Source organism: Brevibacillus sp. AG162 (assembly GCF_006715575.1).
GTDB lineage: Bacteria > Bacillota > Bacilli > Brevibacillales > Brevibacillaceae > Brevibacillus > Brevibacillus brevis.
The window spans coordinates 109,341-122,354 of the sequence record NZ_VFNO01000010.1; the positions used below are offsets into that span (position 1 = coordinate 109,341).

The following is a 13,014-nucleotide window of genomic DNA, read 5'->3' on the forward strand; positions in this document are numbered from 1 at the left end:
CAACGACCTACTCTCCTTATATTATATGGACTAGATTCAATATGGATTTGGCTGATGCCAAGCGTTATCTGCCCTTTTTTCTAGAAAAGACTGTTTACCTTTTTCGTTATGTATGGTGGCGGAACGGGAACCAGCTGCTTCCGATACCACCATACACGACCGCTAATGGTTGCCAAGCCGCTGAACTCCTTCCATTCTGATTGAGAATCCGTGAGCGGATCTGCCATCACTGTGATTTGCCATTCTCCCGTCTCTACCCATCTATTCGTCGGACAAGCTGGTGCTGTGAGGAGAATTGCACTTGTTCCTACATTTGCTTTCGGTAAGGATGGTCGTAATACTGTGGAGGTAAATGGAATGCGAATCGTTTCGTGCTCTAATTTTTGCGAATGGACAGTGATCCCCAAACCCTTGATTTCCAACTCACCAGACAGCCAGATAAGCTTTTTGCTATCATCGTGCCGAACGTGCTGGACATCAATCTTGCTTTGGCATTCCACTTCCTTCCAATTTAGCTTCCAGGGTATACGTAAGGAATGGACCCACTCTACGTCCCAAATTTCTTCCAGAAAAGCCACCTGCATGAACGATTGACCGGTGCGTTCCACGTAGACTACTTTTGCTTGAATCAGTTCATGCTGAGCACTGTTATTTTCTTGCGGAAGATCCTTGGCATCTATGGGGGTGGGGGTGGGACTGGAATGAGGAGAGACGTGTTCGCTAGCTGCCTGGTTGGCAGGAGGCCGCGTGGCATGATTTCGTCGTTTGCCCTTCTGTTTCTTAGAACGATACAATTTCTGCTTATCTATGGCACCTTCCTGAGGCAACATCTGTTCCTTCGTTTCGACATAGAGGAGCGGGAGTGATGCTCTCGACTTTTTCAAGGAGCCTCGATGATTAAGAATGGGCCTTCTATTCTTAGGATTTTTCTTGTCGTTCGGCATGTCCTCACTCCTTTCCATCAAAATACTCCTCCCTTTATCCATACGTGATCGCCCGTCTGATTGTATAGACGCCTGCCCTTTCGGTAAACAATTCGTCTTCCCATCCACTTGCTTACAACAACAAGACATCCGCCTTTATAACGGATGTCTTGTTCACTACGATTCTTCATTGCTGCGCTTTTCTTTAATCAGGTAACGGCATTTCACTTGTCCTTCCGTCATACACGAAGTACGCTCTACATGAGCGTCTACTAGCGACTCAAACAAGGAGAGCTCGCATTGACATGCGTGGCGATAGCGAATGGCTACTTGTAGGAGAGGACAATTTGCTTCTTCAAGCGCATACAAACCATCCCTGATTTTTTCCAAGTGAGGCATGTATCCTTCTTCATTTTGTATGCTCGCCAACGTTTTCACTCGCTGGTCAAAACCTTGTCCTCTCATTACCTCCCGATAGTTTTGTAACGTCCGTGCCATTCGCTTCTCAAACAATTGATCGACGAAGGCTTCCCCATACAAATCCTGAATGCCCGCCACCATCTCCGTAGCCAAATCGCTGTAGTGACGCGGAAATAATTGCTCAGCAGTATTCGTCAGATGATACACATAGGCTGGTCTGCCTGTTCGCTGGCGGACGATTCGCGACTCGATATACCGTTCTCTATGCAAAACATCTAAATGCTTACGCACCGCGACTTTGGTTATGCCAAGATGCTTTGACAGTTCCTGGACATTGATCGAACGGCGCTTCTTAAGCAACATCAAAATTTCTCGACGCTTCTCCTGTTCTTGAAAATAGACCGCGTGTCTGTTCATTGATGGACCTGCCTTAGCGGATTGCTTCGTTATACAAACGATTGACTTCCTCCCAGTTAACAACATTCCACCAGGACGAGACAAAATCAGGGCGCTTGTTTTGGTACTGCAAGTAATAAGCATGCTCCCACACATCTACGACCAATATGGGCGTTTTCTTCTCCATAAAAGGAGTATCCTGATTGGGCGTGCTCGTCACTTCCAACTTGTCTCCGTTGACTACAAGCCAGCCCCATCCTGATCCGAAGCGACTGACAGCTGCTTTTGTCAATTCATCCTTCATTTCCTCAAAACTTCCGAAATACTTGTCGATTCCTTTCGCAATATCCCCTGTCGGTTTCCCGCCGCCAGCCGGACTCATGATCGACCAATACAAGCTGTGTCCATAATGACCGCCTCCATGATTGCGAACTGCCATGCGAATGTCTTCCGGGATATCCTCCAAGTTACTGATTAGTTCTTCGACCGAAGCATTCCTGAACTGCGAGTAGTTTTCTAGGGCCTTGTTTAAGTTGGCCACATACGTTGCATGATGCTTCCCGTGATGAATTTCCATCGTTCTCGCATCCAGGTAAGGTTCCAGCTCATCATAGCGATATGGCAGTTCCGGTAACGTAAAGGCTTCCATTTCCTATCTCCTCCAATCTTGATTGTCGGTTACAAGCCTAGTTTACAAGATGAAAAATATTTTGTACATATCCAAATTTGTTTCCTTAATGCAAAATGTAATTATGTAGGAAACTTGCATTGCAAACCCTACCGCTCTGTTGTAAAATATCGACAACTTATCTTTCCTAAAGGAAACAATTTTTCTTTAAGTCAAATCTTTGGTGCAGGAAGGAATATGATTCCATGAACGTCGTATTGCAAAAGGAACCTCCATATCCTGTTTTTCAGCCCCTGGTGCATTTGACGACAGGACAATTTTTCGGGTACGAAGCACTTCTTCGCTCAGCTACACACTACTCGCCAGAATCCCTTTTTCGAAAGGCTCGTTCAGAAGGACACTTGTATGAGTTGGATACGCTGTCGATGAAAAAAGCAATTCAATCGTACTTTACGAATGTGGCTTTCAACGATCATGTTCCGCTCTTGTTCATCAACGTGTTTCCTTCTACGTTGTTGAACCCTGCTTTCCTATCGTTTATTACCGAGGGCTTGTTTAGATCGTGGAACAGTCGAATTGTCTTGGAAATTAACGAGGCCAATGAAGAAGACAAGATGTGGGAAATCAGATTGTTGGGGCAAAAAATACGTGAGCTGCGACAGCATGGATTCTTGATCGCATTAGATGATGTCGGCTCGGGTGCCGCGTCATTAAAAAAGATCGTGGAGTATGAACCGGATATCGTTAAGCTCGACAGGTACTTCGGCAAGCAATTGTCCTCCGTACCGAATAAGCAAAAGCTCGTCTCGCTTTTCGTCCAATACTGTCAAGATCAAACGCAGCTTGTACTGGAAGGAATTGAGGAGCCGGAAGATTTATCTGCCGCTTTGGCATTAGGGGTACCTGTTGGTCAAGGTTTTTTGCTGGGGCACCCAGAACCACTTCAAGCAACACAAAAAAGACGATGAAAACTTCTCATCGTCCCCCCTTTTGCTGTTCTTCGTTCCTTGCGATTGTCTCGTCGGTCTCCTAACGATACGCGATATTTCGATCAAATGTGAGCGAAAGAAAAATCCCTCACAAGGAGGGATTACAAACGAAACATTTGCTGTTCCGCATATTGTACCAAACGCTTCGTCATCTCTCCGCCGACAGAACCATTTTGGCGTGCCGACGTATCTGCTCCCAACTCGACTCCAAATTCAGCAGCGATCTCGTACTTTAATTGATCAAGTGCTGCGCGAGCTTGTCCATACACCAAGGAATTCGAACGTGCCATTGCTGTTCACCTCTGGTTGTGATTGTTTTAGTGAATGGTAGTATATGCAGATTATGGGAGCATATTCAAACATGCTCCGACCGAAGTATGAATATGAACAATGAAAAGAGGGCGGGACGGTCAGAATGGAACTGTAAGAGACGTTTTGAAGCAAATGCTTTGGAAGTGTCGTTGATCAATTTGGTATCGAGTGGCAGTTTGATTACGAGGAATAGCAATCGGATGAAAGCCTACAATTCATTCCTCTGAGTTGCTTTTTTTGATTTCTCCGAACCCAACCCTGGAAGGGAGATTCTTTACATCCTCACTGTGATAAGCATTGATGATATCCGGTACATACTCTTCCGTCAATCGCATGCCCGCAAGAATCATTTCCTTTTCTTCCTCTGACACGCTGAAAAACTGGCCACCGCATTTTTCGCAAGCCATCACCCACCGCTCCTCCAGCTTCTGCAGGCGATTCATATCCCATTGCACATCTTGTTCACATGTTGGGCACGCAATTGTTTTCATCGTCTTTCCTCCTGTACGCACGGCTTACTTTTCTTGCATTTTACTCGAATGGACAAAAAAAGACACTAACATCGTGTTAGTGTCTTCTCATATGATCGATGCGATGGGGAGATTCCTAAGGTGACGAGAATCCCCCCATATATGTAAAGCTTATCTCCCGAACCTGCACCTGTTGCCTGCCAACCGGACTTTCCAGCACAACAGAATCGTGTGGAGCCGCTAGCAGCAATTGCCTGCCTATGGGCGATAAGAATGAAATTCTGTTGTTATCCGGGTCAATGTCTGTGGGATACACCACAGTAAATGACTCCTCAAATTGATCTTCTTCAAATAGCACTTTTACGCTGCTGCCTAATAACGTAACTGCTTTAAGCGATTGAAAGAGTGCACTGTCTTCTTTGGCCAAAAGGCTTTCAAGTGTTTGCTTGTAACGCTCGACAATCTCATCGATGGCTTGCTTTTCTTTTCCATAATTGCGTACATATTGATCGTAAAAGAGCGAATACTGCTCGTCAAAAAAGACAAGCTGGTTGATCAGATGATTTCTGGTGCCATTCAATATACTAGGGTTCATAGTAGATTTCACCCCCCAGTTGTTTTTCATAAACGTGTTTGATGAACGTAATGTTCTTCATCGGAAAAACCCTCCTTAAAAAAATAGCCCCCGAAGGGACTCTCACTATTGTATCAATAATTTCAAAATGATTCCATCTGCTGTTTAGAAATGCTTTACAGAGGATGATCAAAACGCTTGCGGACCGGCGTGAAGAATGCTTTCTCTACTTCCGTTGCGGGTAATGGGTGGCTAAAGTAATACCCTTGGATTTCCTTGCAGGCATTCTCCGTGAGAAAGTCTAACTGTCCCTGCGTCTCGATCCCTTCCACAATGACATTCATGTTAAAATGCTTCGCCATGGAAATGATCGTTGCGACGATCGCCTGATCACTCGGATTCATTGTAATATCCGTAATGAACGAACGATCAATTTTCAGCTTGTGAATGGGCAGCAGCTTGAGGTAGCTGAGCGAGCTGTAACCCGTTCCGAAATCGTCCAGACTAATTTTGACGCCATAATCATTCAATTCCTTTAAAATTTCTGTGGAAAGTTCTGCGTCCATCATCATGCTTTCCGTTATTTCTAATTCCAAGTACTGCGGTTCGAGTCCGCTCTCTACCAGAATTTGTCGAATATAACCTACGAGATTGGGTTGGTGGAACTGACGAGAGGACAGATTGACTGAGTTGATTGATCCCCGTCTGAATCTGTGGCTGGTAGTACAAAACCAGCTCGTCATTCTTTACCGCTTTTCTCAAATCCCTCTCCAGTTCGATACGCATCAACACTTGGTCATCGAGCTCATTGGTAAAAAACTGAAATCCGTTTTTCCCGTTTTTCTTCACTTCGTACATGGCAGCATCTGCATTTTTGAGCAATTGCTCCTCACTGCATCCGTGATCGGGATACACCGCAACACCAATACTCGCCGAGACGTAATAATCTTTTCCTTGCAAGACATAGGGGATCTTGATTTCCTTGACCACCCGATCAGCCAACGTCGAAAACTCGTGATCACGTTTCAACATTTTGGCAGATCCATGTGAACTCATCACCTCCCATACGGGCAATTGTCACATCGAATCCTTCCGCGCTTTTTTTGATACGCTCGCTCACTTCTTGCAAAAAACGATCCCCGTACGTATGGCCCAACGAGTCATTGATCATTTTAAAACGATCTATGTCCAGTACCAATTGCTGTACAAAGCTGAGCAGCTTCGTAATGGCTTTTGCCAGTTTTTTTGAGTAAGGATAAACTTCTTTCCGATCATCTATAATTCGCATGAGTGTGCCTAACAGGTTTTGAAAAGAACCCATGTACCACTTGGGAGGAAGCCCGATTTTTTGATGGACCATCGCAATCTTCAAGCGTTTTTCAATGAAGGCGGGATCGATTCGGCCGTCAAACATTTCGATTAAATGGTTCTTTAAGGTCTGACGCAAACGTTCAACGGTTGTGTGCTCCATCACAATATGTTTCAAAGAGTCCACATGGAGAATCGATTCATAAAAAGAAGACGTAATCTGCTCAATTTCAGTCTCAATGACTGGACGAAACGCTGCTATTAACTGCAAATCCTCTTCCGTCAAGTTAATCATGTTCATTTGTGCTAGAACTTCGGTGTTTCCTTTTAGTAAAATCCGTGCAGAATCGTCTCCTGGCGAAATCGAAGGTTGGCAACATGCAGCGCTGTTTTCTTTGGACGAATTCGATTGAATATAAGTACAACCACATTTTCCATTTCTTTTAAAGCAACACATACGGGGAAAAGTATGCTGACCCAGCTTGCAAATTGGAAATTCTTCCTACATACTCTAATCAAGAGTGTAAAAACACAGCCCGGTTGGTAGTCCGGGCGCAGAGCATGTCCATATGCATACTCTGTCAGTAACCTTCCCCCCTCGGGATGTCCATCACTCTAAGTCTTGTTAGAGGGGGCGGTTTGTTTGAAACTAACCGTGTATTTTGATGGGCAGTACTGGGTAGGAGTCGTTGAGCAACAAGAAGCTGGACATTTGAAAGCGTCCAGGTACATTTTTGGAGCGGAACCTAAAGATGGAGAAGTCCAATTGTTTGTGTTGCACCAGATTCACTCTCTCCTTGATGCTACCCAACAAACGATCCAAGTGGAGACACCATCTCAGCAAAGAGTAAACCCCAAGCGTCTTGCTCGACAAGTCGCGAAGGAAATGAAGTCTAGCGGTGTGTCTACCCGTGCTCAAGAAGCCATAAAACTTGAGCTGAGCAGACGTAAGAAAGAAAAGAAAGTCGTCGGAAGACAAAGATTGCTTGAGATTCAAGAGAAAAAATGGCAGCAAAAGGTTCAAAAAGCAAAAAGAAAGCACAGAGGAAGATGATCTTTTCCGCTGTGCCAGGCCCTCAAGCTAACAAGCTATGAGGGTTTTTCTTTTATTGTCTGACCTTATCTGGTTGAAGCTCGCCTTTTCCGTATGGATTATCGCCAATCAATACAATCTTATCATCTTCTGTGACTAGCACATGGTAATGCGAGCCGGGGCCTTCAATTGCATAGTCATACGTGGATGAAATCAGTCTGACGGGAGCAGCCACTTTTTGCTTTTGAAGCGGTTCCCAATCATGTTCGAATATTTGCCCATCCTTGGTAATCCGCAAACGTCCGCTCATCATGGCAATGCCTTCTTCCGCTTTGGGTTCCAGCTTCACTTTGATGGCTCCTGCGTCATTCCCTTCGCTCTCAGGGTACACCTGAATTTCCTGAACCTTGCCTGCATCATCAATCGCCCAAACTGATGCGGTATCCTTTGTATAACGGACAAAATACTCAGGTGCAAGCTCACGAATGCCTTTCATACCAGCTATCTGCGCAAATGAAGTAAACGGTTCATCATTCTTCCGTTCTGCGTACAATACCTGACCATTTTTCGTCACTGCAAAGAACGTATAAAGATTGGCATAAAGCTTGGTTACATCCGGAGCCATTTTTGAATCGATCCTGAGGGTTTCCACTTTTTTGGGGCGCAAGTTCGTGATGCCAGATCCCCCTCCGCGTTCGGCGGAATTATAACTGAATTCCACAGTCAAGAATTGGTCATCTTCCGTACGCAACAAGAGATGCTTCTCCCCACCAACAAAATCCTTGATGCGAGAAGGCAACGCCAATGTTTCACAGCTGCTAAATTCATTAGTCCACACCTGGATTTGTCCGTTCTCATTCAAGGTAACCGGAAAATCCATGATGCTATCCATTGTTTTTACTTTCGCAGGTCCTTTCACTTCATATGGCACTCGATCCGCGCCAAAACTCCATACAGAACCATCCTTACGAACGAAGTACGGTCGATCCAACTCAGTTACTACCTGTTTTACATCACGTAATTCGCCCAATTCTGTCCATTTGTCAAAGGTAACAGGGATTCGACCCAGCTGTCCTGTCATATTGCTGCCAAATGAATAGACGTTTCCTGTTTTATCGAGAGCAATCACATGGTCGGTGCCCGCTCGTACGTCTGTAATATCAGATAGACCTGCTATTTTGACAGGCTCCTTCAGCTCATTTTCCAGATTCGCACCGAGCATTCCATGGGTATTATGTCCCCAGCCCCAGACAGTTCCGTCCGCTTTTACGACCAAGTACAATCCTTCTCCGCCAACTGCCATCCGCGTGGCACCATCTGCATGAGCAGCACGCACTGCTTTTTCATTTTCTTTTGTATTGTAGCTGTACACTTCGCCCTTTTCTGTTTGGATCAAGGCGCGATCCGTGTAATCGACGGCTACCTGTTTGACTTTCCCTGGGATATCCATTTCCTGCAGATTATCTGTGTTCAGTTCTCCGGATTTGCCATCGAGATAAAGAAGCTTCCCTTGGTCATCTACTAGAAACAAGGAAAAGGCTGAGCTATACATGTCACGGATATTCGAGAGCTTCGTCACCTTTTCTGCTGCTTTCGCTCCATCGTTCCATTTCCATACAGTACCATCTTCTTTTAGTAAAAAGAGTACGCCTTCATGAAGGTCGATCTGCTGAATGTTCTTGATTTTATCCAGACCGGCCAGTTTTTCAGGTGCTTTCTTCTCGTCGATCTGCCATACTTCACCGGCGCTCGTGAGGACATAATCCGTCATGACTTGCTTGGCATCTTTGATCCCGGCTAGTTTGTACGGTTCATACTTCTTGTCAGATTGAAAGCCCCATTTCCACACTTGCCCATCCTCGGTGAAGGCATAAGAAATGCCTGGCCTCCACCCATAGCCTGCTTCATCAAAAATGACGCCTGTTGCAATCGAAGTAATCCCTTCCAGTACCGGCTTATTCCCCAATGGTTTCCAGGACTTCATCGTTGTGTCCGAAGCATCCGCTTTTGCATCAGCTTGACTGCAAGCCTGCAGCTTCACCTCGGTATTGCCCGTCGCGCCAACCGATGCTTCTACTTTTTGGGAAACTGCCTTCGCAGGGGATGCAGCAGCGACCCCACCCGTCGTCAATAGGGAGAGTACCGCGGTATAGCTCAATAATGCTACCCATTTCTCTCTTCGTACCATCATGATTCTCCTCGCCATCGTCTCATGTAAACAATTGTAAGACGCTGGCAACTCGAAATGCGTCACTATTTTTTCCGATTACTTTAGCACGCTTCTCACTGTTTCAGTCCAGATATCCCTCTGGTCTAGCTCAATCCCCATCAGCAAGTAGTTACTAATATTATCAACGACAAGCGCTAGAATATGAGCTTTTGCTACGACACGATCAGGTGGGACGACACCTAACTCTATCCCTCGCTCCAATAAGGAGGTAAAGCCCTGCAAAAAATCTTCTTGCATCAGCCGCAACTTGTCACGGTACTTCTCTTTTTGACTGACAGACAGCAGAAATTGATTGAAGACGCGTAAAAAGGCATAATCCTCTTCCTCGCTCGGCAATAACTTCAAGCCAGTTTCGATAAGGAGTTCCGCGAAATTGTCAGCTGTAAAATCCGTAACCGTGAAAAAATGGGAGAATGTATAGTTTCCAAACAGTTGATCAAACAAATAATCGAGAAGTGCGTCCTTTGATGCAAAGTGGTAGTAGATCGCCGGCTTTGTAATCCCTACTTCTGTAGCAATCATCGTCAAGCTCGTCTTTTCAATCCCATGCTCCGCGAATAATTGAAAGGCTGCATCTACAATATGTTGATGTGTTTTATTATCTTTTGACATGAATGACGTCTCCTTTGGCAAATCGATCCCATACGTTTTAGCCTACTGATTGTTAGGTAAAAATGCAACCGGATACAAAAAAGAGCTTTACCATGGATTCGGCAAAGCTCCGCTGTTCATTCAATCTTGATTGTTCACCGGGGTCATCAGTAAGGCTTGGACGGACGAGACTTCTGTTCGGCTTCCTTGACAGCCGCTCCGGGATTCGTTGCGCCCATCGGTCCGCCCATCTCCTTGCTGTTTCCGCCATTGCCCTGTGCGATTCCTGCTTTCAAACGCTCGCCGTACTCTTCGTCACATTGCGAGAAGTAGCCAAGCATTTTCTCTTGAATACGAGGATCACAGGAGAGGAGTGCATCCGTCAGATTGGCAATGAGGTCTTCTCTTTCCCAGTCTTCCATGATTCGATAACGTTCTCCCGCCTGTTTGAAATCGTTGGTGCGATCAATCTTTTGACGAACGACCTTCCCTTCCACTTCTGGCTGATGATCAGGAGCTGCTTGCTTGGCTTCCTGCAATCCGCCAATCGTTGATGGCTCATAGTTAATATGCCGCTGCGTCCGATCGACTCGATACAGCATTTGACCACCTTCCTGGTTGGTAGCTACATGCTTTTTGGGAGCGTTGATCGGAAGCTGCAAATAGTTCGCGCCAACCCGATAACGTTGCGTATCGGAGTAGGAAAAGGTCCTTCCTTGTAGTAGCTTGTCATCAGAAAAATCAAGTCCATCCACTAAAACACCTGTCCCAAAAGCTGCTTGCTCGACCTCAGCAAAATAGTTATCCGGGTTTTTGTTCAAAACCATTTTGCCTACAGGAAGAAACGGGAACTGATCTTCGGGCCATATTTTCGTTGGATCAAGCGGATCAAAATCGAGCTCAGGATGATCATCATCACTCATGATCTGGACGCACATTTCCCACTCCGGATATTCTCCTCGCTCAATCGCTTCATACAAGTCCTGCGTGGCATGATTGAAGTTTTTCCCTTGGATCTCTTCCGCCTGTTTTTGTGTCAAATTCTTAATCCCTTGCGCTAACGGCTGCCAATGGTATTTGACCAGGACCGCTTTTCCTTCGTGGTTTACCCACTTGTACGTGTTTACGCCAGAGCCTTGCATTTGCCGATAGTTCGCTGGTATTCCCCACGGGGAGAACAAAAACGTAATCATATGCATGGCCTCTGGCGTGTTCGAGATGAAGTCAAAGATCCGTTCCACATCTTGAATGTTTGTCACTGGATCAGGCTTGAACGCATGGACAAGATCAGGAAACTTCATCGCATCCCGAATGAAAAAAACTTTAAGGTTGTTGCCAACCAGATCCCAGTTCCCGTCCTCTGTATAAAACTTCACGGCAAATCCACGTGGATCGCGCAATGTCTCGGGCGAATGTGTCCCATGAATAACCGTAGAAAACCGCACAAACACAGGCGTTTTTTTCCCTCGCTCCGAAAACAGCTTTGCCCTCGTGTACGTAGAAATCGGCTCATTCCCTACGGTTCCATACGCTTCAAAATAGCCATGTGCTCCTGCACCACGGCTATGCACGACACGCTCAGGTGTTTTCTCCCGATCAAAATGTGTGATTTTTTCAAGAAAGTCGTAATTCTCCAGAACGGTTGGTCCGCGATTTCCAACTGTCCGCAAGTTCTGGTTGTCTGTGATCGGATGGCCTTGACGATTCGTCAGGATATTTTCTTCTGATTGGTCGATGGACTTGCTATTGTCATCCATATGAATCCTCCCTGTCCAGTTTTTCTCATGTATGGTTCATAACCATGGTTACCGAATGAGGGATTCTTTATGCGAAAAGATTAAATCGCTTCGTAAGCAAAATCATTGTTCAGGACTGGAACCGTGCAGCTCCGATTCCATTGTGCTGCAAGTGCGACATCTTCCGGGTACCCCATGCTGATCAGTTCTTGGCCGGAAGCACATTTCTGCAAGTAAGCGGGAATATGACCTTGTGCCGATCGAAAGGCAGCCACCGCTATTTCGGCCTCTGGTGACAATCGATATCCCTCCAATTCGTGAAGCAATGCACCTGCCGCTATCATATCCTCAATAGCGGGTCGCAATGCTCCATTCCCCCACCGTTCACCGCAAGCAATGACCGTTACGGTTCCTTTCTGCTGCTGTATGTACCTGGCGACAGATGGCGCATTTCGCATGCATGCAGCGATTACCTTCGCCCCTGTTTTCTTTGCCAACACGGTGCAGGTCGATCCATTTGGCGAGGGTAACACCAACCTACTTCTCAGCGGTATCGTTTTCAGACAAGCAGGTGAAAGGGAGATTGGTTCTCCACGTTTCCCAGCAAGCAGCGCTGCTTTTTGTTTGGCGAATGCTACAGCTGACTCATCCTTTACTTGATAAGGATAGACGATACCACCGCGTCCCGTTACGATATCGACACATGTACTGAAGGAGAGCACATCGATAATGACGATCATATCCGAAGCTGCCCCGACCTGTTCCACCCCTTCATATCCCCAATCAAAGCGAGCCGCATAGTCTAGTTGTTTACATACAGGCGTTTCTCCCAAAACCCCCACCATCCTCTATCAAAAATAGGTACTCGTCCCCTTACGTTCGCCGTTACAAATCAAGACAAGAAACAATATCGTATTATTGTCCCACTAGATTACACAAGAATGGAGTGAACATGGATGTCTGAAATCGAATACGACGACGATCAAGGCGGTAATGAAAGAAGAAGCAACAGACGCCCAAAACGAAATACTGTGAGAACGACTGGTATTTTGCAAAACAACCTCTCTGTTGCTCTCACCGCTCACCTTGACCTGGTCAATCTGAACACAGAAGATGTAGAAGTACGTGTGCAAGTATTGAGCTGGGGTACTGCAGTTACGCAAACCAATCCAGTTAGCACCTTGCTTGACATCACGCAATTTATCCCAGCGAATACTCGCACTGCTTTCAATGCGCTGGTCACCGCATCCAACCACTATGAAGTTCGCCTTACCGTTGCAGAAAACAACGGAAATGTCCTTCTCACCACTTATGGCCGTACTTCTATCGGCGGCGGTCAAGTTGTTGGTCTTACCGTTCTTGACAGTCAATTCCAAACGATCGAAATCGACACTTGTATTTAAA

The 13,014-nt window shown here is 45.9% G+C and carries 13 protein-coding genes and 1 pseudogene; 3 read left to right on the plus strand and 11 right to left on the minus strand.

Annotation, left to right across the window (positions count from 1 at the left end; all coding sequences use genetic code 11):
* Positions 1-80 precede the first annotated feature (80 nt).
* The 3 genes from FB479_RS24475 to FB479_RS24485 form a co-directional block, all read right to left on the minus strand.
* On the minus strand, positions 81-962 hold the full coding sequence (locus FB479_RS24475; protein WP_142067016.1) for a hypothetical protein: 882 nt from the start codon (positions 960-962) through the stop codon (positions 81-83).
* Positions 963-1,100: 138 nt separating this feature from the next.
* On the minus strand, positions 1,101-1,760 hold the full coding sequence (locus FB479_RS24480) for a helix-turn-helix transcriptional regulator (protein WP_142067017.1): 660 nt from the start codon (positions 1,758-1,760) through the stop codon (positions 1,101-1,103).
* A 13-nt stretch (positions 1,761-1,773) separates the two neighbouring features.
* Complete coding sequence (locus tag FB479_RS24485) at positions 1,774-2,388, minus strand: superoxide dismutase (protein ID WP_106655404.1); 615 nt, start codon at positions 2,386-2,388, stop codon at positions 1,774-1,776.
* Between the two features lie 224 nt (positions 2,389-2,612).
* Here FB479_RS24485 and FB479_RS24490 point away from each other — a divergent pair, with 224 nt between their 5' ends.
* Complete coding sequence (locus tag FB479_RS24490; RefSeq protein WP_142067018.1) at positions 2,613-3,335, plus strand: EAL domain-containing protein; 723 nt, start codon at positions 2,613-2,615, stop codon at positions 3,333-3,335.
* A 122-nt stretch (positions 3,336-3,457) separates the two neighbouring features.
* On the opposite strand, the gene FB479_RS24495 is transcribed toward FB479_RS24490, so the two are convergent.
* The 4 genes and pseudogenes from FB479_RS24495 to FB479_RS31310 all read right to left on the minus strand — a co-directional run bounded on the left by FB479_RS24495 (position 3,458) and on the right by FB479_RS31310 (position 6,315).
* A complete protein-coding gene (locus FB479_RS24495; protein ID WP_007729278.1) occupies positions 3,458-3,646 on the minus strand; it encodes an alpha/beta-type small acid-soluble spore protein in 189 nt (62 codons plus the stop codon).
* Positions 3,647-3,883: 237 nt separating this feature from the next.
* Positions 3,884-4,159, minus strand: coding sequence for a hypothetical protein (locus FB479_RS24505; RefSeq protein WP_142067019.1), 276 nt, complete (start codon positions 4,157-4,159; stop codon positions 3,884-3,886).
* A gap of 115 nt (positions 4,160-4,274) precedes the next feature.
* Positions 4,275-4,733, minus strand: a complete 459-nt coding sequence (locus FB479_RS24510; protein WP_142067020.1) for a GreA/GreB family elongation factor — start codon at positions 4,731-4,733, stop codon at positions 4,275-4,277.
* A gap of 155 nt (positions 4,734-4,888) precedes the next feature.
* Positions 4,889-6,315: pseudogene (locus FB479_RS31310) on the minus strand (EAL domain-containing protein).
* A 348-nt stretch (positions 6,316-6,663) separates the two neighbouring features.
* Between FB479_RS31310 and FB479_RS24520 the strand changes: the two are divergent.
* Positions 6,664-7,074 (plus strand): YjdF family protein, encoded by a 411-nt coding sequence (locus FB479_RS24520; RefSeq protein WP_106655408.1) that lies wholly within the window; start codon positions 6,664-6,666, stop codon positions 7,072-7,074.
* A gap of 52 nt (positions 7,075-7,126) precedes the next feature.
* Here FB479_RS24520 and FB479_RS24525 read toward each other — a convergent pair whose 3' ends face one another.
* The 4 genes from FB479_RS24525 to FB479_RS24540 all read right to left on the minus strand — a co-directional run bounded on the left by FB479_RS24525 (position 7,127) and on the right by FB479_RS24540 (position 12,452).
* Positions 7,127-9,241, minus strand: a complete 2,115-nt coding sequence (locus FB479_RS24525) for an RCC1 domain-containing protein (RefSeq protein ID WP_142067075.1) — start codon at positions 9,239-9,241, stop codon at positions 7,127-7,129.
* Between the two features lie 78 nt (positions 9,242-9,319).
* A complete protein-coding gene (locus FB479_RS24530; protein WP_106655410.1) occupies positions 9,320-9,895 on the minus strand; it encodes a TetR/AcrR family transcriptional regulator in 576 nt (191 codons plus the stop codon).
* A gap of 146 nt (positions 9,896-10,041) precedes the next feature.
* A complete protein-coding gene (locus FB479_RS24535; protein WP_142067021.1) occupies positions 10,042-11,631 on the minus strand; it encodes a catalase in 1,590 nt (529 codons plus the stop codon).
* Between the two features lie 80 nt (positions 11,632-11,711).
* Positions 11,712-12,452, minus strand: a complete 741-nt coding sequence (locus FB479_RS24540) for a 2-phosphosulfolactate phosphatase (RefSeq protein ID WP_255438624.1) — start codon at positions 12,450-12,452, stop codon at positions 11,712-11,714.
* A gap of 114 nt (positions 12,453-12,566) precedes the next feature.
* Here FB479_RS24540 and FB479_RS24545 point away from each other — a divergent pair, with 114 nt between their 5' ends.
* Positions 12,567-13,013 carry a hypothetical protein gene (locus FB479_RS24545; protein WP_106655413.1) on the plus strand — a complete coding sequence of 149 codons (447 nt, stop codon included), beginning with the start codon at positions 12,567-12,569 and terminating at the stop codon, positions 13,011-13,013.
* Position 13,014: the final 1 nt, after the last annotated feature.